Consider the following 19990-nt stretch of genomic DNA (forward strand, 5'->3'; position numbering starts at 1 on the left):
CGGTTTCGCGTGCGTCCCGGTAGCTCAGCAGGATAGAGCAACGGTTTCCTAAACCGTAGGTCAGGGGTTCGAATCCCTTCCGGGACGCCAAAAATACATGTTTTCAAATACTTACAAGACGGTTCGCCAAGGTGGTTCGCCAACCGGTTAGCCTCCCCGCTTTTTGCGCTCCTCGTGAAGCAACGTCACCTTGCCCAGCCCTGCCCGCGCCAGGCGCTCTTGGTTCGCGGACTTGGTGTAAAGCTCGGCGTGCTTGATGTCGGTATGGCCGAGCGTATCCATGATCTCGCGGGTGGTGGCGCCGCCATCGGCCAGCATGCCGCCGAGCGTCTTGCGCAGGCCATGCAAGGTGCAGCCCTTGGGCAGGTTCGCCGCCTTGGTCCAGTCGGCCATGCGGCCGGTCAGGGACTTTGCTGAGAAGGGGTTGCCATAGGCGGTCAACAGGATGGTCGGCCCCTTCAGGTCGGTGGCGTCCAGCGCCTCCTTAAGCATCGGCGAGATCGACAGCCGCATCTCCCGGCCGGTTTTTATCTGCTTCAGCGCGATCGTGTCGTCGCGGATGGCCGAGACCGGCAGGGCAGCGACGTCGCTGCGTCGATTGCCCAGCCAAAGCGCCAGCGTGTAGACGAGGCGCGGCGTCGTGCCGATAGGCCAGCGCTTTTCGAACTGCTCGCGCTCGTCATCCGTCCAGGCCCGCCAGCCCTTGAGCTTGGGCCGATAGTTCAGCCGATAGCTCGGATCGTTCTCGATCCACTCCTCGTCGAGCCCGACCAGAATCATCTTGCGGATTGCGACGAGCAGATGGCGCGCCGCATGCGGGCGGTCGCTGCGTTCGGCGAGCAGCGCCTTCAAGTGCCGGCGCTTGAGATCGGCGAGCGGGGCCTCCCCCCAGAGCGTATCGACGCCGTCGGTGATCGGCAGATTGAGGAAAGTCTCGGCGATCGAGGACTGCTTCTGCTGCGTCACCGCGTCGAGCTGCTGCCACTCCGTCGTCTTGGTGATGACGATGCGCCAGGCAGCGCGCAGCGTGCGCGGCAGGGCAAAGCTGGGGTGCCGCTTGACCTCGGCCTTGCGCGGCTTGCGACCTTCGACCGCAGCGAGATAGGCCTCCTCGAACTCCGGGTGGCCGGGGTTGTGCGGCAGCGCGACGGTCTTGCCCGCGCGGCGGAAACGCCAGCGCTCGCGGCCGTGGCGATCTCTGTAGGGGCCGGCGTTGGGATGGTCGTTCATGGGGTGACGCTACGGAGTCACCCGGCCTTCCGCAAGGCGGCGTCGATCGCGTTCTCGCCGGCCTCGGCAAGGTCGCTGAAGGCCATATCGAGCTGGACGCGATCCCAGACGATGCGGCCGTCGATCTTCTTGCCTCGCGGCATCCGGCGATCGGCAACGAGTTCGTCGAATTTGGTGGTGCCGACGCCGATGTAATAGGCCGCCTCCTCCTTGCAGAGACCGCGCGGCACCCAGGAAATCGTTTCGATCCGTCCGGAGGTGCGCGGCATCAGCCGAACCTCGGATAGGTTTCGGCTTCGCCGCGCGCGACGTTCCGGCCGAGCGCCGTCAGCTCGTACATGATCATATCCGGCCCGCCGTGCCGGCCGCGCTCACGGCGGTGGATCGCGAAAAGGCCGTGATAGAGCGCGGCTTTCATTTCCGGGTCTGTGTCGGCCGCATAGAAATGGTCGCGATAGCCAGCCCGAAGTCCGGTCCCGCCATAGGCATGCGTGACGCAGTGCAGGATGCCGTCCGACAGGTGCGGGCGAAGCGAGTGAGGCTCCGGCAGATGGATGTCGTCTTCTGGCGCCCGGCGGCACGACACGAGCATGGAGAGAAAGTCGCGCCAGTGGAGGCTCCAGCAGTCGCTTAGGTCATCGATCTCGACCTGGGCAAGGCCAGCGTCGGCTATGCCACCGAGATCGAGGCCAAGGTCAATGCCGTCTCGGCGAGCGGGCAATTCGACATGGTCGCGTCGGTCGGTCCCGGCGGTCCCGCAAGCCGGATCCGCATGCGGGCCTCGACGACGTCGGGCGGCACGATGACGGATGCCGGCTTCATGATCGACGTGATCGGCGGCGTTATCACAGCGACGGCGTTTTCGCCGCCGTGGACGTCACCGGCTACGTGTGAGGACTTCATGGCAACCGGCTATTACATCCTGAGCGGCGTCGGCGTCGCGGCAGGCGACACGGTCCTGACCGCGACGCACCTGGCGGCGCCTGGCGGCGCGGCCGAGCCACTCAACTTCGCCCAGCTGATCGGCGGCGAAGGGGCGGAAGGCACGCCGGCCGGCTTCATGCTGATCGGCCCCGCCGGGCAGACCGCGATCGCCCGCCACACCGTCGACAATCACACGATCGCGCTCGGCGCGCCCTGGACTGGTGCCGATATCGCAGCCGGCGCCTGTCTGCTCGTGCTCGGGATCAATGCCCTGCCGATCGGCCGCTTGGCCACGCTGATCACACAGCTCTCGGTGTCGCGGCCGATGTTGGCGGCAAACCGCCTGATCGAGTTCGCCGGCGATCCTGAGGCGCAAGCGGCAGTGCGCGCCAACCTCGCGATCAGCGCCGCCAACACGCTCTTCACGCCCGCCGGCGGGATCTCTGCCCTCACGGTGCAAGCTGCGCTGGTCGAGCTCGACGGCGAGAAAGCCGCCGCAGCCTCGGTCACAGCCGTGGCCGATCAGGTCGATATCATCTCCGATCAGGTCGCTATCATCTCCGGTCAGGTCGATACGGTCGCCGGGCAGGTGGCGGCGCTTTCCGACGACGTTGATGCCGTCGCTGATGTCGCTAACGGCGCGGCTTCGGGGCTGGCCGCGCTCGATAGTGCGACGGCGGATGCCCTCGCCAAGCGCCTGCGCGTCGACGCTGTTCAGGGCTTCACCACGCCCGAAAAGTTGCAGGCCCGACAGAACCTCGGCATTGGCAACGCGGTTGCCGGCATCACCGACATGCAGCCGATACGCGACCTCGTCACCGAGCAGCGGCGCATCGCGGAGGCGACGGAGCGCGGCGTCGAGGTCCAGGAACGCATCGCCGATGAGCTGGGCACGCTGCGCCAGATCTTCGCCGAGGACGCGGAAGAGCGGCAGGACTATCGGCAATGGCGCAAGGGCTTCGAGGCGGGGCAGCAGCAGCCGCAACCTGTTCGCCGGCGCCGGCAGGAATGAGCGCCGTCATGTGAATTGCCGAAGCGGCGAGAGCCGCTGCGGCCGTCGCCTCGCCCTCGTAAGGGGGCGGCCCTCCTTGGGCGTTTCCTCCCTAAACCTGGGCCGGTCATCCTTCGGGATGGCTGGCCTTTTTTCGTTTGAGGCCGAGCTGCCTGTGCGATAAATGCGCATGCCTTTTCGATCGATCGTTGCAGAACCGGACGAGCTAGCCAAACTTGCCGACGCGTTCGATGCGGCATGGATGGGCGTCAACAGCGTCAATACGATCGGCACCCAATCCCAGAAGCGGGCTCGTACCCGGTTAGCCGAAATCATCCTTGAACTTTGGCGAGAGGATCCTACCCAGGCGCTCAGTGCCCGCGCCGTTGAGCGCTTCCTCGCTTCTGCTGACGATCAGGCGCAGGACTAACGACGTTCCGCCGGGCCTTTTTTCGTTTCAGAGGCGAACCGCCCGACTGCAGATGCGTTTCTTCCGCGTCGCCAGGTCTTCAGCCCGCTTGGCGATCACCTTAGGGTGAAGTTCTGCCCGTGCCGTCAGCCGCCGTTCCTCCGGGATCGGCGGCTTTTTTATTGGAACAAGCTCCGATTGCCTCGGTTGAAGGGGCGGCGCTCCCCGGGCGCCGCGTGGCCCGCGTGGTTTGCCCCCAACAGGGCGGGTTCGCGCTCTACCGCCAGCCGGAAGCTAGCCGCGGATGTACCGGCAGCAACTGGCCCGGCGGTAGAGAGACAAACATATCCAGCGCGAGCTTCCTCACCAGCACTACGAGTTCAGGGCGTCCCTGGCCGCCACGAATTGGGCGTCTAGTTCCAGAGAAGCCATGAGTTCTCGGTACTCGGCGACCATCTCGCTGCTTTCAGACGCGTCGGATTTGGTCCAATGCTCCAGACCCACCCACGCCAGTTCGTAAGCCTCGCAGATATCGAGAAAAGATTCGCTTGAAGCACGCTCCAGCTGAGCCCGCGCTTCCGGCATTCGAAGTTTCAGGCGCGCGCGGCCGCATTCAGCGAGATGGGTCATGGTAGTACGGTTGTCGAGATCTCTGGCGCATTTTTGACGGTCGCGCCCGCCAGCGTTGCGCAATTTATCCTCAACGCACGGTTCCCCTCTATTGGCCAGCCACATTAGATGAGGAGGGGCCGCGCCTCGTATTGATGTGGGTTAGTCGCGCTAGCCTGTGTGCCGGCCGGGGAGGACGGCGTCAGATAGCTCGGAGGAAAGCAGCGCAGCACAAAGCCACGAGGGCGAGCGCTGCAATGGCGATCGAGCCGATTATCAGTGCGTTCCAGAGCGCAAGGGGCCGACGAGACGCATCGCCCAAAAGAGCTTTAGATGCGCCTCGTTGTTGGCCTTCGTACGCGCGGATCGCCGCGGCCCATCCCAATCTCTCCGCGTGGGCTGCCGAACCCTTCTTTGCACCTTGCAACTCTTCCACGCGGCGCTCCGCAAGGGCGAGCTCGCTGTCATCGTGGATGACGATCAATGGCGGAACCGGTTTCATCCACGCCGAACAATTCTACTGGGGATCTGTTCCGCCCGGCACCTCGCAATAGACGCGGACGGCTTCATGCGTCGCCAACAGTTCCAGCCACTCTGCGGTATTCGGGCGCGGCTCCCCGAGTTCCGCAATTCGCCTGAGGGCGGCCTCGAACTCTTCGCTATCCTCGAGACGTAGGATCGGGGCTTCGGGAGGCAGATTCGACATACCTTATGATACCCGACGGCCGATGCGTGAAAAGTAGAAATATTCTTACCGGACCCCCGACCAGATTGCGCATCGCCTGGCGTTGGCCTCTCATCAAAGTTGATGCCCGCTGGCCGCTTGGTGGAGGTGCTTGAACCGACTTATCAGAGTGAGAGCGACCGGTAGCGGGTCAGAAAGGGCGAAGCGAATGAACGCGCGATCGCCGGCAGTCATTTCCCAGGGTCGCAGGAGATGATTCAGGATGATCCGTGCGCCATCGAGGCGGACTGGGCGAATGGGGAAGAGTCCCTTTTCACGTGAGCGATCGGGCCAGAGACCAAACTCAATGAAATTGGCGCCCGCTCGCATTGCCACATCCATCCGGTACCAGAAGCGGGGATTGCATTCGATGAGGAATAGCTGGCCTGCCTCATCAACCCGAACATCAAACACCATAATCCCGTCATAAGAGAGACTGGAGGCGACTTGGGACGCGAGTTGCGTTGCCTCTGCATGGTCGAAGAAGGTTACCGCTCCGTCGTCGCGGCGGTAGTGGGCAACGTTTGCAAGGCAACCCGCCCGCGCAAGAGCGACCGTAGTGAACTCGGTGCCTGCGATGTAGTTCTGAAGCAAAATCGGGCTGTAATCGAGGGATCGAAGTACGGGTTCGGCGGTGGCGTTGGTGATCTTGGCGACGCCAAGGCTGCCCCACATCGCCAACGGCTTCACCACAAAACTGCTGTCAGGGTCGGCTGCCGCGAGCACCTTTCGAACCTGATCCACCCCCTCGCACACCACTGAGGCCGGATGCGGCAGGTGATGCCGGACGCAGAACTGAGCGAAGCGCGCTTTGTCGTTCAAGGTGTCGAACGTCTCCACGGTGGGCACGGGATAGCAAGTAGCGGCTATGGCTGTCCGGTGCTCGGCGAGAAAGCGCGTCGTGTCCGCATCGCTCGGTAGGATGTAGCTGATGTTCTCGTCGGCCAGGATGCGGTTGATCGCTTCTACGTCCGCAACGGTTCCAAACGGCTGTGCTTGAGGTTGCCTCGCATGAAACCGTTGGCAGAAGGTTGACCGCGAAAGCGCCTTTGCCTCGGCGGTTCCATAGACCTCTACGGCCTCAAATAACGGGGCTGCGCAGCGTAAGCTGCGGTATTGCAGACGGAAGCCGTTAGCAAGAATAAGGGCTTTCCGCATGTCCCCTCAGGCCTTCATCTCGTCCCGGATCAGGGCAGTCGTAAAAGGCGTCGCATCCTTGACTAACCACTGAGCGATGCCGCCGTCGAGCGCTCTTAGGCGTTAGCGCTCTGGCGAATAAGGTTGATCGTCTCGACATCCCTGTTGCGATTAGGGGCGATACAAGGAAGCTGCGCCACACATCTTTCAAGGGTGTGCGCGATGATGCCGACGCGGGCGAGATTTACCAGCTGGAAGCGTAGGGGTCTGCCACGCCGCGCGTCGCCGGTCGTGTGCGAACGCATTGACTCTGCTCTGTCATCGTAAGATGTTCGTGCTCTGTTCTCATTTTGGAGCCGGGTACGCGTATGGACAAGGACATCGATCCGCCCTGCATTCCACCGTGGACGCCGGAAACCCGGTTCTTGGGCTGGCGCCGCCGCGATCCCATGCAGCCCGATCGGAATTTCAGTCGGCCTCGCTCGAAGTTGGATGCCCGCGCGCGCGCTATGCTCCGCGTGCCGCCTGATCACCCAGATATTCCGTTCTAGGGCTGGCCGAAGGCGGCGCTGCCGTCTTTGGTGTTGGGGGCGCGGCGAAGGCGACAGGCTCCACGTTCGCGCGGTCCAATATCCCGATGGCTATCCCCACGATACCTAGTCGTGTGGTTCATCGCGCGTTCATGCGGCTAAAGGCACGGTCAAGTTCGAAAACGAGTTGGTTTGCCGACTGCTCTGAGGGATCCCTTAAGCGTTTAAGCGGCTATGCGCAGGCTGAAGATCGAAACGGAGTTCGAATGCTGGCTCGCTGATCTGCGGATTGCCGAACTCGCCGGTTGCCTTGAGCATACTGAGGAAGAGCAGGAGCTCAGGTCGCTCATCGAGGCGGTCGACAGATGGAAGATGCGCTGGGCTCACAAGATGGAGCAGCCGTGCAGTTGAGGTAATACAAAAGCGGGCCGCCGGCTGGCCGCTCTTGTAGTAATGAGACCGCCGCTTTGCAGAATATCGATCGATTTGAACGATATTTCAGCTTGTTCGCGCCCTGATGGCTCGAATCAATAAAGATAATCTCCGCGGAACGAACTGGATGACGCTGCGTTTCCTAGCGACTCGCTGACCAGTGAGCAAAATCATATAACTATATGAGCTTAATGCCATGACTGCAGGCAGAGGACGTCTTGTGTCGACGGGCGGCGGCGCGGTGCCTGGTTCTTACAGTTACGAGCCAGCGCGCAGGCCCGGACTCTATGAGGGCTGGTTCAAAGGCAGAATTGACCGCATCGAAAAGAGTTCGCTGCAAGGCGACGTGACATTATTTTGTTCTAACGGAATTACTCTGCCGATTACCATAACAACTTTCAGCGACAGGATGGTATCGTTCACGGCACCGATGGATCAGTCTTCCTGCATCGCACCTGATGAAGTAAAGGCGGTTAAGGCGGGTTGAGCTAAAAACTCGCCAGCTTGTTGGCGGGAAGATCGGGCTCGCAATGCAATTTGATAATGACGGCGGTGCGGACTTTTCGCCTCAAAACTGTCAGAGGTCGAAAGGTTCATCGGGCCTCGCTGATGGTATTCTATTCATCGCGTCTTGCCGAATTCTGCGACGCTTTTTTCAATTAGCGGGCAATCTGGATCAGCTCGCCAAAGCGTGACGAAGATATGGCCGAGACGCTCTCTCTCAGCGACCAAATCGGTAGCTTCTATCGTATGCCGACTTTGCACAACTGCCCATGCCTCATCAAACGCAGCTGTCAGTTTGGCAAGAATTTCAGGCTCGATGATCGCTTGAAACGGCATGGGCACTCCGGATGATGGCGCTCAAATTTGCAGCGCCGCGACCCTACTGTCCCGTTTGGAACTTGTCTAATGTTGGGACGTTTTTGCTCACGCGAATCCGAGTTGGATCGCTTCGAGGGAGGACGACATGAAAAAGGTAATCCTGGCTACCGTCATAGCCCTGTCGGTTATGGGCTCAGCGGCATACGCTCAGGTCGGCGCCACCGTCACGATCGGACAGCCCGAGCAGACTCGCATCAAGGAGTACGTCGTCAAGGAGAAGGTGAAACCGACAATGATCAAGGAGAAGGTCACTGTCGGCACAACACTCGGCTCTGACGTGGAATTGGCACCGGTCCCGTCCGACTGGGGGCCGTCGGTCAGCAAATACCGCTACGTCTACACCAATGACCACGTTGTCTTGGTCGAGCCTTCGAGCCGGCGGGTCGTTCATATCATCGAATAAAACTTCCGATAGAGGATTCGCTCCCGGCTCGGTGCCGGGGGCGAGTTCGACGCGTTTCAAAGCGGCTTGCCAACGGCATCGCATTGACAAAGGGAGTCCGTCCGTCACGCGACGCACGGCGAGCGATTTAGGTATTCAAGCACTCAAATGGAATGACGATGGCAGATGACACGGATTTGAACGGCCTTGGCAAGGACCCTTCTGCCTTCACCAAGGTGGCACAGGTCACAGCGCGCTGGACGGGCAAACCGGCCACCTTTTTCGTAGCATTGGGTGTCATCGTGGCTTGGGGCCTGTCGGGACCGATCTTCGGTTTCAATGATACGTGGCAGCTCGTTATCAACACTGCGACCACCATCATCACGTTCCTGATGGTGTTCATCATCCAGAACAGCCAGAACCGGGACACAGCCGCTATGCAGATCAAGCTCGACGAGCTGATCGTTCGGCTAGAAGGTGCTCGCGAGGAGCTTTTAGATTTGGAGCAACTGGACGAGGACAAGCTTGAGAAACTACGGAAACAGTTTGAAGAGCGTGCCGCTATTGCTCGGAATGGCCGGGATCCAGGCCCTCCACCAGCCGTCAATTGAGGAGACCGCTGTGTGCCTTTGCTCACTCTCTATCGAGAACGTTCCGACGAGTAGTTGTAAGTTGAAACAGCCGCCAAGATTTAGAATCCTGGCAATAGGGAGCAGCGAACCCTTGTGAAAGGTTGGTTTGAAGGATTTGCGACAGCGAGCGCTCGATTCGCAGGGCGACCGGCGATGCTGATGGTCGCGCTCTTGATGTGTATCGTCGGCGTCGCCGCATTTTTTTCTGATAACGAGCATTTTTTAGGAGGTGTTAGCCTCGCAATAAGCATGGTGACGCTTGTGCTAATCCCCATACTGCAGGCGACCCAGAACCGAGATAATGCCGCTCTTCATGCAAAAATCGACGAGCTGATCAAAACGCATGAAGGCGCGCGCGATAGTCTCATCGGCGTTGAAAAACAGAGCAACGATGAAATTGAGAAAGTCCGTTTAGCCGAAGAGAGAAGCGCTTAGTTTTCGGTCGTGCCTGTGGGTGACCACCCAATTCACGGTGCCGGGTAAACAATGCGCACTTTACGTACCGGGGCTTGTTTCACAGGTGCGGTTTCACTTGCTGCGCTTTGATGCGTCAGATCCGGCTGTGCCGGATCGCTGGGCGTAACCTTGCTATCGATTTTAGTGCTTAGGCGCTCGCCAAGCTCTAGGCCTGTCATGACATGTCCAAATCCATGTCCCTTATGATCAGCCTTGGCAACGCCGCTCATGGGGAGGATGCTGGCGGAGGCAAGGATTAGCAGAGCGCGGAACATCGTGAAGCCTCGGAAATGTTGTCTTTGATCTCCAACTCTCTGTACTTGTCGTTTGTTCCCGCCCGGTTGTTCCGTGCTGCCCTACGGCTGTCAGTCGTTTCGATTCAAGACTTTTAAGTCCCGTCTGGAACTTTTCTAAATTTGGCCGAGTTTGGGGTACGGCTTCCTGCCACATGAGAGGAATACCCATGCTCAAGAAAATCGCACTGGTCACCGTTCTTACTCTGGCTCCGGCTCTCGCATTCGCTCAGTCGCAGCCTTCGGCTGGGGCAACTGGCGGCGCTCTCAGTGGCGCCACCTCTGGCGCCATCGGGGGCGCGGTTGTTGGCGGCCCAGTGGGCGCTGCTGTTGGTGGGGTTGGTGGCGCGGTCGTAGGCGCAATCATCGGCGATGCCGCCACGCCGAAATTCCGCGCCTACGTGACGCAGGAGGATGTGCCCTCCTACACCTACGCTGAGCCGGTCGCTGTCGGCACCGTGCTTCCGTCGAGCGGCGTCACCTATCGCAAGCTTCCCGCCGAGTATGGTTCTGGCAGCTACGAGTACACGGTCGTGAACAAGCGCACGGTCGTTGTCGAGCCAGGCACCCGCCGCGTGGTCCAGATCATCAACTGATCCTGATTGAAGGAAGCAAATCCAATGAAGAAAGTTCTGGTCCTTGCCTCGCTCGCCTTGCTGGCTCTGCCCATGGCCGCACCATCGGCATCAGCCGAGACGGTTGTGATCAAAGAGCGCCGGCACGTTGACAACGGCCTGCATAGAGGCTGGCAAAACGGGCGCGGTCATGGCGTGCGGAAGGTTGTGGTTCGCCGTGATGTCGGCACTCACGGATCGACTCGGGTAACGAAAAAGGTCACGCGCACCAATGCAAATGGCGACCGCGTGACGCACAAGGTGACCCGCGAGGTCAACTGAAATACGGCTGGGGGGTGGCCTTGCCATTCCCCAGCCCTCTCCCGATCCATAGATGCGGATATCGGCTGCCCAGGGCGCCTCGTACAACAGAACGTGCAACATTTCGCGTAACAGGCGCGCTAAAACGTCAATAAAATCAGAGGCTCTGAACAGCGTCGAATCCCGCCCTGTCCGCCATTCCGTCATCGCCTTCGCGAAGCCTGGTCTCATTGTCCGCTTGCGCATAATTCTCTAACTAAGATCCGTCACTATGGAGAATGAATCGGCTCATTAGACGAGGCTTTCGCTGGCGTGACGGAGCTGCTGGACGACACGCAGAAGAAGCTGGGCCTTTAGCAATGCGCGAAGCCGCTATCGCATTCCTCGAAGGCCTACAGCGTTACGAACTCGCGATGCTGACGCGCGAGTGCGCCATCGAAATCGTCGATCTGGAAAGCCCCGGTTACTTTGGGGGGCGAGTGCGCTCCCGCGAAGCCACATTTTCGGCTCCTCCCCCCGTGGACGAGGCGTTGAAAAGCCTGACCGATATCGACCGGAAGCGTTTGGTCGAAGCAGTAGCAACAGTTGAGGCGGACCTCGCGCCCGGCGAAGATATCATTGTGAAGCGCAACACGGACCGCAAGTGCTCTGCGGCGGCTGAAATACTCAGCGATCTCATCATTCATCGCGCCATGATGAAATCGGTCGCCACTGGAGGCCCTCGAATCCAAGAGGTTGACGACTATTACAAGGCGAGAGAACTGAGGCTGAAAGACTCGGTTTCGCCCGAGTTTTTATATAACAACCCCTACCCAAGCCTGTGGGACTGGTACAAGCACTGGAGTGAAGCGTTGCCGCATTACCGGCAGCGCCGGCAAGCTGTGGATTGTATTTTCGGACCCGTCATCGACGCTGTAGCGCGTCGTCCCAGGATGACCGCGCCGCAGCGCGACGACACAGGATGGGAACGTGTCGATCGCGCGCTGAGCAAGGCACGGCAGCTACTGGAACGCGCCTCGGCTGAAGAGGATTTTCAAGCCATTGGATTGTTATGTCGCGAGGTCACGATTTCTCTCGCACAGGCAGTCTATAGCCCAAAGCGGCACCCTTCAGTGGATGGGACGGCCATCGGGCCTGCAGACGCCAATCGGATGCTCGACGCATTCTTCGCTGTCGAATTTCACGGGTCCAGCGAAAAGGAGGTCCGGGCTCATGCGAGGGCTTCTCTCGCACTATCACTCAATCTTCAGCATAGACGGACAGCCACCCGAACTCTTGCCGCTTTGTGCATTGAGGCAACGTCGTCAACCGTTGCCGTGGTGTCGATCACAGCCCGCGAGGCCTCCAATGATGTAGGATAGTCTGTCGGTAAACGTGCCAATTTAGCATGCGCAGCAGACTCGATAAATATGGCCGGACAGGTTAGCGGGTTCTTCCTTAAGGCCGCACGATTTTCGGGGAGTGAGAGGGATAGCTGAAAGCAATGGGCTTTTTGTATAAATACCTACCAGCAGACTTAGCTGACGTGATCTTTACCAAAGACGATGAAGTAATTTTGAAATTCTCAAAGCCGAAAGATTTTAATGATCCTTATGAGCTATTTCTGGCTACAGATTTCGGGGGAGACCCCGAGATGCTTGCTTGCTATGCGGAGGCTATTGGTGAGTTGCCCCAGTACCCCACCACATGCTTTTCCCGATCCCCGATCGTGATACCGATGTGGGCGCATTACGCCTATAATCATAATGGTTTCGTGATCGAATTTTCTGAAGAAGCTATCCGTGAAGAATTTCCGGAAACCCGATTCGATAACGTTGCTTATAAAGATGGCCCTGCCCACGATTTTTCGGACTTAGTCGGCAGAGTATTGCATATAGCCAAACCTAGATATACGTACTTTCTACAAGGAGCAGTCGTAAACGCTGCTTACTTTACGAAGTCTACGTGCTGGACTTACGAGCAAGAGCGCAGGATGGTTGTGGGCGATGAGGATGTAAGAGTATCAGGTGATTTGATGCTTATGAATATTCCGGGAGCATGTGTTTCTAGCATCATCTGCGGCGCGAGAGCTACGCTCAAAACCAAGATTGCGCTCAAAGAGGTCGCCAAGAGATTTTCCGCTGACTTCTATGAGCTCAGAATTGGAAGGACTTCTGCGGTCCCTTATCTGGTTGATTCGAAAGAAAAAGCTCATTTATTCAGCGATACTGAAATCGTTCCTAGCAAGAATTCTTGCGCTTCTTGCTCCGAGCCGATTGAGGAGGACGAAGAAGAGTGCGCTTGGTGTCAGATAACCGATGAGACCAAGCGAACGGTAGCCATAAAAAATCCCTACCGGATCATCGATCATTATGGCGGTCTAGAGAAGTATATTGCCGGAATGCAGGCTATAGGTCGCGCAGCTAGAAAGAAAAAATGAGGTGATTGCCCGCATGGCTAGTCAGGAAGAAGGGACCCTTTCAGCGCTAAAATCTTGGCAAGGAACGCTAATGCGCCGCCTGTTATCTACACTGTTCTTAATGGTGGCTACCGGTGCCGTTGCCCAAGCCCCGGTAATCGCAGGTCCCGGGATGGTTTCCTGTGCTGAGTTTGCCGAGGCATATCGGCGAAATCCCGGCCCTACGGAGATTCAATTTTTTGCATGGGCACAGGGTTACATGTCCGCGACCAATGAACCGATGCGCGTCCGCAATGAGCCGACGCGCAATCTAATCGGAATACCGACGGCTTCACAGAAGCAGCGCTTGCGAGCCTTCTGCGATCAAAGGCCCCTCGCCAACTTTTATCAGGCGGTCAGGAATCTCTACGAGAGCCTTCCGGAAAATCCGCCTAAATCAAACTGACCTAGCTAATTGAGGTTCCCCGGCCAGAGGCACCATCCAGCGCCGGCGACCTGCCTGGGCTGGTGGCGAACCACGGGAACAGGCGGTGCACGCTATGTGGCGAACCTTTTTCTAAGTCTCTGATATCGGCTACTGTTAGCAGTCCCTTCCGGGACGCCAGTTTTTTGATTTTGGCCCCGATTTTATTCGAATCCTGACATAGACGCTTTGGCGGACAGCATCCGGGGTAACGACAATTGCAAGTTGATCGCGCGAGCCTGTCGCAATGAAATCCAACCCGGAAGATGATGGCGCTAGCGGCGCATCGCCGCAGCCGAGTGGGAATCCACATGATTGGATCACGCCCGAGGTTCTTCGCGAATTCCTATCAGACCGAGGTGTGAGCTTTGTCTGTGACGTTTGCTCGCGCGACACACTGCAAATTTTGGATGCGGGGAACGAAGAACTTATAGGCTCTCTGCCAGCGTACGGCAGACTTCAGACGGGCACCGTTGACACAAACAATAGTATTCACATGCCGGTCGCTCGACTAATCTGCTTAAATTGTGGCTTTATGAGACTACATTCTCTCTATATTATTGAGACCTGGAGGCAACTAAAAGCAACCGGTCACACCGGCCCTATGGGCAAGGTCGTGCCATGAGCAACGTTGTCCCTCTTCGCCGCGGCGAGCCTGCGGGTACTGGTGGCCCCCGTTCGCCAAGCGGCTCCGGAGGTGGTACACCACCGGATATGGAAGAGCGTGTCGCCAGACTGGAAAAGGCGTTCGATCGGGTCGATGCGAAGCTCGACCGGATAGGAACTGATCTTGCCGAGGTCAAAGGCAAACTGAGCATGTTGCCGGACGCCAAGTCCTTTGGTGCCTTGGAGGGACGCGTAAACGCCCTGCCGACAACGTGGCAAATCACCTTAGCACTTATCTCGACATGGGCCGCGGGTTCCGCGATCGTTTTCGCCCTGACCCGCCTCACGAAGTGAGCCTCTTTGCCTCACGCGCTTCGGTCAACCGCGCGCTTGAAATGTGAAATACCGAGTTTCGCTCGCAGGCCTCGCACGTCATTCGTGCGACGGCCAACATCGGGTCGCCGCGCCGGATCCTCAAGTTCTTCGATCCATGCGTCGCGTAACGCCCGGGGAGTGGAATTATTGGGAACGTTCGTGAACCCTCAAAAACTGTTTAAATATGGACAGCAACGGTTTCCTAAACCGTAGGCAGGGGGCTCGAATCCCTTCCGATACGTCAAATATCCCCTTTTTTCAGATAGAGGACGGTTCGCCAGGTGGTTCGCCGCCAGGGAGCGGAACTCGTCTCGAGCACGGTTCGGGCCGCGCAATTGCAGCCCGCCCGCCTCCACTTCCGACGCGTGTAATACGATGCGATAGGCGCACCGAGCACCACCTCTCTTCGTCCCGAAACGCTGCCAGTATATATGAATATATCATAAGCTATTTGTTAAAGAACATTTCACTGAAATGCGTTTACTGACCAGCCGTTGTTATAATTTTTTTACCCTGCGATAGCACCTTAAAGCGGCCGACTGGCGGCGCGAGTAAAACAGTAACGGCATGCAGATCGACTATAATTCCCTTCTGCTGGCTTTGGGCATTTCCACAACCTGCCTTGCGTTGATGCTCGTCGGAAGCTGGTTCTCTCGCCGCCCGGAGACGTTTCTGCTGATTTTATCGGCGGGTCTTGGGTTCGCCGTCGCCGGCATTTTCTGTTATGGCGCCTATGTCGATACGCCGCGGCTGATATTCGCCATCTTGACCCACGTGCTGTATTACATTGGCTTCTCCACCATATGGGCCGCAGGATATCAGTACCGTATGCGCCGGTTTTCCACGGCTCGCATCCTGCTGGTAAGCCTCGCCGGTAGCGCCGCCTCCATACCCGCCCTGCTTGCCGGTTATGATGGCCTCGCTTTCATGGTCGTCAATATCGTCATTACCGTGCTCCTCATGCTGACGGCCCGCGAATATTGGCTGAGCCGTCACGAGGCTCCCCTCCCGCTCAACGGCATTGCGGCGCTTTACGCGTTGATGGCGATGTCCTTTGCTCTGTGCGCGGCAATCCTGATCTGGAACGGGGAGTTCGTGCTCGGCCATGCGCCGAACAATTGGGCGGAGAATGTCAATCTCGCCATCTGCATTGCTGCCGCGCCCGGCATCTGCGCGCTTTCGCTGGCGCTGCATCAGTGGCGTCGGGCGACATATCATCGTTTGGAGGCGATCACCGATCCGTTGACCGGATTGCTCAACCGCCGTGCCCTGTTCGATCTCCACCGTCACCACTCCTTCGGCCCGTCCATGGCGGTGATCGTCTTCGACATCGATCGCTTCAAGGCCGTCAACGACCAGCATGGCCATGCCACCGGCGACCTCGTGCTGAAGCTTTTCGCCGAGGAATTGTCGATTGGCCTGCGCGCCTCCGACACGGTAGCGCGGCTGGGCGGTGAGGAGTTTGCGGTCGTTCTCGACAATACCCTGTCGGGCCCGGCCGAACAGATCGCTGAACGGATCCGCTGCGCTTTCGCTGGCCGCGAGATCACGGTCGACGGCAAGAGCTTCGCCTGTACGGTCAGCGTCGGCATCGCGCTCGGGACGGTGGCGGGCCTCGGTTTCGACAGCGTGCTCAGCGCCGCCGACAAGGCGCTTTATGCTGCCAAGAGCAAAGGCCGCAACCGTATCGAAGTTGCAGCCCATCTGCATACGGTATCGCCGTCAGGCTCCCGTACGGCAGCCTGACGGCCTCCAAGGACGATCAGTTAAAAGATGATCCGGACGAGGGGGGTGGACCCGGCCGGCACCTAGCCACGGTGTTCTGGGACGACCCGCTGTGTTCTCGCCATTCTCGATCGGACAGAGCGATCTCGGCGGGCTCCCGGCAGACTGTCGGCTCGGCCGTACGCGTCCGTCCGGGGACGCTGTGTTTGGCGCTGCGGAAGAGCTCAAACCCCAGGTCGTGGCACTGATTCACGAGTTTGAATGACCAAAGGGCAGACAAAGCGCAATCAGCACGGGTCGCACGACGGCGCCCGGTTCGGCATTGACGACACCTGCTCGTGTGGGCACGGTTGTCGCTGGCGAGGCCCGAAGAGGGCTCGTGGCTATGCCTAGGGGGGCGTGTGAATCTCTTGCCTAAAGCGACCGTTGCAGCGCTGCTGCTGTCGACGGCGGTCAATGGTTTTGCTGCAGCTCAATCGAGCGGCCTCCTGACCGATCCCAACAACTGGCGGACGCCTGAATACTACGCGCAATGGGGCCTCGAGGCGATCCGTGCTGCGGAGGCTTATGCCCGTGGCGTCGACGGCACCGGCGTCATGATCGGCGTCGTCGATTCCGGTATCTTCGCCGGTCATTCCGAGTTCGTGGGCCGTTATGCCGGCGGCTACGACCATGTCGCCGACACTCCGCTCGCAACCGATCCCGTTGGACACGGCACCGGCGTCGCGTCGGTGATCTCCGCCAATCGCGACGGTAGTGGCATGCACGGCGTTGCGCCGGGGGCCACCATCATCAATGCCCGTGTCTTCGATCAGGATGGCGTTCCGGCAAGCATCTCGTCCTTCGTTGCCGCCCTTGACGGGCTCGTTGCGCGCGGTGTGCGCGTCGTCAACAACAGCTGGGGCAGTTTCGATCCCATCACCTCGTCGACGCAGAGTGAGCTGGCTCAATCGCGGGAGCTGCCGGGCTATCGCCGCGCGGTCGCATCCGGCGCGCTGCTGGTCTGGAGTGCCGGTAACGAAGAGCGAACCCAACCGAGTATCCAAGCCGGCTTGCCTCACCTCTTTCCGGAACTCGAACGCGGCTGGCTCGCGGTGGTCGCCTATGCGCCGGGCTACGAGCCGCTCTACACCAACCGCTGCGGCGTGGCCAAGAACTGGTGCCTGACGGCGCCTGGCGGCGGGGATTGGTGGGGCGAATTCCCCGATGATCCCATCGTCGTCGCCGACAAGAATGGCGGCTACACCAAGGTGAACGGCACCTCCTTCGCCGCCCCCCATGTCTCCGGCGCTGCGGCGCTGGTCTGGCAGATGTTCCCGTTCTTCAGCGCCGACCAGGTGCGCCAGACCCTGCTCGGGACAGCCCGCGACATCGGCCCGGCGGGCGTCGACGCGATCTATGGCTACGGCATGCTCGATGTCGGCAAGGCCGTGCTCGGCCCCGGCCGCTTCGACTGGGGCGATTTCATCGTCGAGCAACCCGGTGGCATCGCCTTCTTCGAAAATGATATCGTCGGCGCCGGCGGCCTGGTGAAGCACGGCCACGGCGAGCTCGTGCTCACCGGCCACAGCGCCTATGCGGGTGCGACGCGCGTCGAGGGCGGCTTCCTCTCCGTCTTCGGCAGCATCGTCTCGCCGACCAGCATTGCCCCGGCAGGCACCCTTGCCGGCACAGGTCTGATCACCGGCACGGTCACCAATGCCGGCGCGGTCTGGGCTGGCGATAATCGCGGCGTCGGCACACTGACCATCAACGGCAACTACGTGCAGCAGGCCGGTGGCCTCCTGATCCAGCAGATCAGCCCTGCAGGAGCTCTGAACCACGTCGCCGTCACCGGGACAGCAAACCTCGCCGGCTGGGTTGCGCTGACCGGTGGACCGCAGCTTCTGCCGCGCGCGCTGACCATGCCGGTTCTCACCGCCGATCAGGGCCTTACAGGCCGCTTCGAGGGTGTCGAGGGGCCGTTCGGCGACGGCTCGGCGCCCTTCATCCAGGCGAGCCTGCGCTACCAGCCGAACACGGCACATCTCGACATCCAGACCCTGCCTTTCGACGCGCCCGGCATCTGCGCCTCGGCCAATCAATGTGCTGTCGGCCACGCACTCGAGAGCGGACTGGCGGGCGCTGATCGCGACCTGCGCGGCGTGGCCGGGCTGCTCCAGGCGGCCGGCACGCATGAGGGTGCGCGCCGCGCGCTCGCAGGCCTGTCCGGCGAAGTGCATGCGGGCCTGTCCACCCTGGCGCTCGGCGGCTCCGCACCATTCGGCGCCATGATCTCGCAGCGCCTGAGCGCCTTGCGCTCCGGGCAGGCGGAGCCCACCATCGGCGACGCTCCTCTCGCCTATGCGTCGAGTGCCGCGACCAACCCGGCGGCGGCGATGCTGATGCGACTGCCTTCGCAGCCTCCCGCGCCGAACAGCGCCTGGGCGCGCGGCTATGGCGTCATCGGCAAGCTCGGCGGCGATGCCAATGCCGGCAGTGCCGATTATCGCGGCGGCGGCGTGATCGGCGGCTTCGACCGGCAGATCACGCCCTCCTTCCTCGCCGGCTTCAGCCTCGGCTACTCCAGCACCGACACCGATTTCCGCCAGTTCTCCGGCAAGAGCGGCATCAAGGCCTATGAAGGCGCGTTCTATGGCAGCTATTCCAGCGGGAAGCTGCGCCTCGACGGCCTCCTGGGCTATGGCCGCCTCAACTTCGCGACTGAACGAAACATCAGCTTCGGCGGGCTCTCGCGACAGGCAAAGGCCGAGTATGACGGGGATCGCTTCACCGGCGCCCTTGAGGCCGGCTATGCCTTCGATCTCGGCTGGTCGACGGTCGAGCCGCTGGCGGCGCTGCGCTATACCTATCTGCGGCAGGACGGGTTCAGCGAGACAGGCGCCGGCAGCATCGGCCTGACCGCGGCTGGACAGACGGCTTCAAGCCTTCTCGGCAGCCTCGGCCTGCGCCTTGCCAGGGAATGGGAACTCGGCGAGGGCCGCTTCGCCATCGAGGCGAGAGCTCGCTGGCAACACGAGCTCCTCGATGATGCGGTACTTCTCGACACCGCGTTCATCGGCGCGCCGGCGGCGACTTTTCCAGTCCGGAGCGCGCAGATCGCCTCAGACAGCGCGATCCTTGGGCTTGGCCTGTCCGCGCGCACCAACGGCAATCTCTCGCTGTTTGCCGATTATGATGTCCGGCTCAACACGGACATCACCTCCCACGCCGTCACAGCCGGCCTGCGCGCAAGCTGGTAGCAGGGCAGCGAAGGGCGCCGGCTCTTTCCTTCGCTCTTCAGTGGCTTTTGACGGGATATCCAGGTGCCTGGCAAATGCCTGCCTCCCATTCCTGCAATGCCATTTCCAGCGCAATGAGCTCCTGTTCAGCCGCAGCGTCTTTCGCTCCTGAGCGCAAGCACCGGATTCGTCGGCGGACCAGGGCATAATCCTCCCTGGTTTCGATCGTGAAGCGAGGCACTCGCGAGCCATTGCGCTCGGAAGCATGATCCATCGTGGTTTTCATGACACCACCTCCGACTTGCATTTTAGCTCAAAGCGCATGGGTCGTGCTGTCATTTGATGGAGCGCGCTCCGTTTCGTGATGAACCCGGCTGCCTCTAACGCGTTGATTCGATGCGGCGCAGGTGGCGCGCGCCGCGAGGTAAACTTGCCGGCCTCCTTCGGGAGCGCCGGCCTTTTTTGGGCGGCAGGAACTGGCTCCGCCCGCAGGCGTTATCCCTCGCGCCTCAACAGCGCCGCATGGCCTGCAGCTTACGCCCATTGGCGCGGGTCACGCGCTTCCGCCAGCGATCAGGACGCGCCCGCGCCAGCGAGATCAACGGATGCCTTCAGTCCGAACACGGACATAGCGCCAAGTATTTGGGACGTAGAGCCAAGGACGTGGGCCTGGGCTGCATTGTATCCTGTCTCAAC

At 60.2% G+C, this 19990-nt stretch carries 23 protein-coding genes and 1 tRNA gene; 14 read left to right on the top strand and 10 right to left on the bottom strand.

The annotated features are described in order from the left end of the window. Window positions 1-13 precede the first annotated feature (13 nt). Window positions 14-90, top strand: a tRNA-Arg gene (locus C4S73_RS11295). 57 nt (window positions 91-147) lie between these two features. Here the strand turns inward: C4S73_RS11295 and C4S73_RS11300 are convergent. Genes C4S73_RS11300 through C4S73_RS11310 form a run of 3 tightly spaced genes read right to left on the bottom strand, consistent with a single transcriptional unit; the run spans window position 148 to window position 1951 of the window. Continuing rightward, the gene (locus tag C4S73_RS11300) at window positions 148-1230 is read right to left on the bottom strand and encodes a tyrosine-type recombinase/integrase (RefSeq protein WP_103872604.1); all 1083 of its coding nucleotides are present in this window, start codon (window positions 1228-1230) and stop codon (window positions 148-150) included. A gap of 17 nt (window positions 1231-1247) precedes the next feature. Continuing rightward, entirely contained in the window at window positions 1248-1499 is a 252-nt protein-coding gene (locus C4S73_RS11305) for a hypothetical protein (RefSeq protein WP_103872605.1), read from the bottom strand. Beyond that, window positions 1499-1951, bottom strand: a complete 453-nt coding sequence (locus C4S73_RS11310) for a hypothetical protein (RefSeq protein WP_146071326.1) — start codon at window positions 1949-1951, stop codon at window positions 1499-1501. The genes C4S73_RS11305 and C4S73_RS11310 overlap by 1 nt, the downstream gene beginning before the upstream one ends. A gap of 6 nt (window positions 1952-1957) precedes the next feature. On the opposite strand from C4S73_RS11310, the gene C4S73_RS11320 reads away from it, so the two are divergent. Beyond that, window positions 1958-3166 (top strand): hypothetical protein, encoded by a 1209-nt coding sequence (locus C4S73_RS11320; protein ID WP_146071327.1) that lies wholly within the window; start codon window positions 1958-1960, stop codon window positions 3164-3166. 163 nt (window positions 3167-3329) lie between these two features. Continuing rightward, the gene (locus C4S73_RS11325; RefSeq protein ID WP_103872609.1) at window positions 3330-3575 is read left to right on the top strand and encodes a hypothetical protein; all 246 of its coding nucleotides are present in this window, start codon (window positions 3330-3332) and stop codon (window positions 3573-3575) included. A gap of 351 nt (window positions 3576-3926) precedes the next feature. Here the strand turns inward: C4S73_RS11325 and C4S73_RS11330 are convergent, their stop codons facing one another. The 5 genes from C4S73_RS11330 to C4S73_RS27910 form a co-directional block, all read right to left on the bottom strand. After that, complete coding sequence (locus C4S73_RS11330) at window positions 3927-4184, bottom strand: hypothetical protein (RefSeq protein WP_103872610.1); 258 nt, start codon at window positions 4182-4184, stop codon at window positions 3927-3929. A 181-nt stretch (window positions 4185-4365) separates the two neighbouring features. After that, window positions 4366-4665 (bottom strand): hypothetical protein, encoded by a 300-nt coding sequence (locus C4S73_RS11335; protein ID WP_103872611.1) that lies wholly within the window; start codon window positions 4663-4665, stop codon window positions 4366-4368. Between the two features lie 297 nt (window positions 4666-4962). Beyond that, window positions 4963-6045 (bottom strand): ATP-grasp domain-containing protein, encoded by a 1083-nt coding sequence (locus C4S73_RS11345; protein WP_103872613.1) that lies wholly within the window; start codon window positions 6043-6045, stop codon window positions 4963-4965. 1376 nt (window positions 6046-7421) lie between these two features. Then, the gene (locus C4S73_RS28225; protein WP_160115736.1) at window positions 7422-7583 is read right to left on the bottom strand and encodes a hypothetical protein; all 162 of its coding nucleotides are present in this window, start codon (window positions 7581-7583) and stop codon (window positions 7422-7424) included. Window positions 7584-7607: 24 nt separating this feature from the next. Then, window positions 7608-7826: a hypothetical protein gene (locus C4S73_RS27910; protein WP_146071330.1), complete on the bottom strand. Its 219-nt coding sequence runs from the start codon at window positions 7824-7826 to the stop codon at window positions 7608-7610. A 127-nt stretch (window positions 7827-7953) separates the two neighbouring features. Here C4S73_RS27910 and C4S73_RS11350 point away from each other — a divergent pair, with 127 nt between their 5' ends. The 3 genes from C4S73_RS11350 (at window position 7954) to C4S73_RS11360 (ending at window position 9317) form a co-directional block, all read left to right on the top strand. Further along, entirely contained in the window at window positions 7954-8271 is a 318-nt protein-coding gene (locus C4S73_RS11350; RefSeq protein WP_103872614.1) for a DUF1236 domain-containing protein, read from the top strand. 158 nt (window positions 8272-8429) lie between these two features. Next, window positions 8430-8861 (top strand): low affinity iron permease family protein, encoded by a 432-nt coding sequence (locus C4S73_RS11355; RefSeq protein ID WP_103872895.1) that lies wholly within the window; start codon window positions 8430-8432, stop codon window positions 8859-8861. Between the two features lie 114 nt (window positions 8862-8975). Beyond that, window positions 8976-9317 (top strand): low affinity iron permease family protein, encoded by a 342-nt coding sequence (locus tag C4S73_RS11360; RefSeq protein WP_103872615.1) that lies wholly within the window; start codon window positions 8976-8978, stop codon window positions 9315-9317. A 32-nt stretch (window positions 9318-9349) separates the two neighbouring features. Here the strand turns inward: C4S73_RS11360 and C4S73_RS27915 are convergent, their stop codons facing one another. After that, on the bottom strand, window positions 9350-9568 hold the full coding sequence (locus C4S73_RS27915; RefSeq protein ID WP_146071331.1) for a hypothetical protein: 219 nt from the start codon (window positions 9566-9568) through the stop codon (window positions 9350-9352). Between the two features lie 233 nt (window positions 9569-9801). On the opposite strand from C4S73_RS27915, the gene C4S73_RS11365 reads away from it, so the two are divergent. The 8 genes from C4S73_RS11365 to C4S73_RS11395 all read left to right on the top strand — a co-directional run bounded on the left by C4S73_RS11365 (window position 9802) and on the right by C4S73_RS11395 (window position 19315). Further along, a complete protein-coding gene (locus C4S73_RS11365; protein ID WP_103872616.1) occupies window positions 9802-10227 on the top strand; it encodes a DUF1236 domain-containing protein in 426 nt (141 codons plus the stop codon). Window positions 10228-10251: 24 nt separating this feature from the next. Next, window positions 10252-10527, top strand: a complete 276-nt coding sequence (locus tag C4S73_RS11370) for a hypothetical protein (protein WP_103872617.1) — start codon at window positions 10252-10254, stop codon at window positions 10525-10527. A 338-nt stretch (window positions 10528-10865) separates the two neighbouring features. Next, the gene (locus C4S73_RS11375; protein ID WP_103872618.1) at window positions 10866-11867 is read left to right on the top strand and encodes a hypothetical protein; all 1002 of its coding nucleotides are present in this window, start codon (window positions 10866-10868) and stop codon (window positions 11865-11867) included. A gap of 122 nt (window positions 11868-11989) precedes the next feature. After that, window positions 11990-12925 (top strand): DUF2971 domain-containing protein, encoded by a 936-nt coding sequence (locus tag C4S73_RS11380; RefSeq protein WP_103872619.1) that lies wholly within the window; start codon window positions 11990-11992, stop codon window positions 12923-12925. A 13-nt stretch (window positions 12926-12938) separates the two neighbouring features. After that, window positions 12939-13349, top strand: a complete 411-nt coding sequence (locus tag C4S73_RS28525; protein ID WP_210201402.1) for a hypothetical protein — start codon at window positions 12939-12941, stop codon at window positions 13347-13349. A gap of 639 nt (window positions 13350-13988) precedes the next feature. Then, complete coding sequence (locus tag C4S73_RS11385; protein WP_146071332.1) at window positions 13989-14327, top strand: hypothetical protein; 339 nt, start codon at window positions 13989-13991, stop codon at window positions 14325-14327. Window positions 14328-14915: 588 nt separating this feature from the next. Then, window positions 14916-16094, top strand: a complete 1179-nt coding sequence (locus C4S73_RS11390; protein ID WP_103872621.1) for a GGDEF domain-containing protein — start codon at window positions 14916-14918, stop codon at window positions 16092-16094. A gap of 380 nt (window positions 16095-16474) precedes the next feature. Continuing rightward, entirely contained in the window at window positions 16475-19315 is a 2841-nt protein-coding gene (locus tag C4S73_RS11395) for an autotransporter domain-containing protein (RefSeq protein ID WP_103872622.1), read from the top strand. Between the two features lie 37 nt (window positions 19316-19352). Here C4S73_RS11395 and C4S73_RS27920 read toward each other — a convergent pair whose 3' ends face one another. Beyond that, on the bottom strand, window positions 19353-19580 hold the full coding sequence (locus tag C4S73_RS27920; RefSeq protein ID WP_146071333.1) for a hypothetical protein: 228 nt from the start codon (window positions 19578-19580) through the stop codon (window positions 19353-19355). Between the last annotated feature and the right edge of the window lie 410 nt (window positions 19581-19990).

This window comes from Allobosea lathyri (genome assembly GCF_900108245.1).
In the GTDB taxonomy this organism is placed as follows: domain Bacteria; phylum Pseudomonadota; class Alphaproteobacteria; order Rhizobiales; family Beijerinckiaceae; genus Allobosea; species Allobosea lathyri.

What these genes read in the sequence shown, in the direction of transcription:
- C4S73_RS11300 (WP_103872604.1), bottom strand. Translation starts at nt 1,230, where the DNA reads ATGAACGACCATCCCAACGCCGGCCCCTACAGAGATCGCCACGGCCGC.
- C4S73_RS11305 (WP_103872605.1), bottom strand. Translation starts at nt 1,499, where the DNA reads ATGCCGCGCACCTCCGGACGGATCGAAACGATTTCCTGGGTGCCGCGC.
- C4S73_RS11320 (WP_146071327.1), top strand. Translation starts at nt 1,958, where the DNA reads ATGGTCGCGTCGGTCGGTCCCGGCGGTCCCGCAAGCCGGATCCGCATG.
- C4S73_RS11325 (WP_103872609.1), top strand. Translation starts at nt 3,330, where the DNA reads ATGCGCATGCCTTTTCGATCGATCGTTGCAGAACCGGACGAGCTAGCC.
- C4S73_RS11330 (WP_103872610.1), bottom strand. Translation starts at nt 4,184, where the DNA reads ATGACCCATCTCGCTGAATGCGGCCGCGCGCGCCTGAAACTTCGAATG.
- C4S73_RS11335 (WP_103872611.1), bottom strand. Translation starts at nt 4,665, where the DNA reads ATGAAACCGGTTCCGCCATTGATCGTCATCCACGATGACAGCGAGCTC.
- C4S73_RS11345 (WP_103872613.1), bottom strand. Translation starts at nt 6,045, where the DNA reads ATGCGGAAAGCCCTTATTCTTGCTAACGGCTTCCGTCTGCAATACCGC.
- C4S73_RS28225 (WP_160115736.1), bottom strand. Translation starts at nt 7,583, where the DNA reads ATGAACCTTTCGACCTCTGACAGTTTTGAGGCGAAAAGTCCGCACCGC.
- C4S73_RS27910 (WP_146071330.1), bottom strand. Translation starts at nt 7,826, where the DNA reads ATGCCGTTTCAAGCGATCATCGAGCCTGAAATTCTTGCCAAACTGACA.
- C4S73_RS11350 (WP_103872614.1), top strand. Translation starts at nt 7,954, where the DNA reads ATGAAAAAGGTAATCCTGGCTACCGTCATAGCCCTGTCGGTTATGGGC.
- C4S73_RS11355 (WP_103872895.1), top strand. Translation starts at nt 8,430, where the DNA reads ATGGCAGATGACACGGATTTGAACGGCCTTGGCAAGGACCCTTCTGCC.
- C4S73_RS27915 (WP_146071331.1), bottom strand. Translation starts at nt 9,568, where the DNA reads ATGAGCGGCGTTGCCAAGGCTGATCATAAGGGACATGGATTTGGACAT.
- C4S73_RS11365 (WP_103872616.1), top strand. Translation starts at nt 9,802, where the DNA reads ATGCTCAAGAAAATCGCACTGGTCACCGTTCTTACTCTGGCTCCGGCT.
- C4S73_RS11370 (WP_103872617.1), top strand. Translation starts at nt 10,252, where the DNA reads ATGAAGAAAGTTCTGGTCCTTGCCTCGCTCGCCTTGCTGGCTCTGCCC.
- C4S73_RS11375 (WP_103872618.1), top strand. Translation starts at nt 10,866, where the DNA reads ATGCGCGAAGCCGCTATCGCATTCCTCGAAGGCCTACAGCGTTACGAA.
- C4S73_RS11380 (WP_103872619.1), top strand. Translation starts at nt 11,990, where the DNA reads ATGGGCTTTTTGTATAAATACCTACCAGCAGACTTAGCTGACGTGATC.
- C4S73_RS28525 (WP_210201402.1), top strand. Translation starts at nt 12,939, where the DNA reads ATGGCTAGTCAGGAAGAAGGGACCCTTTCAGCGCTAAAATCTTGGCAA.
- C4S73_RS11385 (WP_146071332.1), top strand. Translation starts at nt 13,989, where the DNA reads ATGAGCAACGTTGTCCCTCTTCGCCGCGGCGAGCCTGCGGGTACTGGT.
- C4S73_RS11390 (WP_103872621.1), top strand. Translation starts at nt 14,916, where the DNA reads ATGCAGATCGACTATAATTCCCTTCTGCTGGCTTTGGGCATTTCCACA.
- C4S73_RS27920 (WP_146071333.1), bottom strand. Translation starts at nt 19,580, where the DNA reads ATGAAAACCACGATGGATCATGCTTCCGAGCGCAATGGCTCGCGAGTG.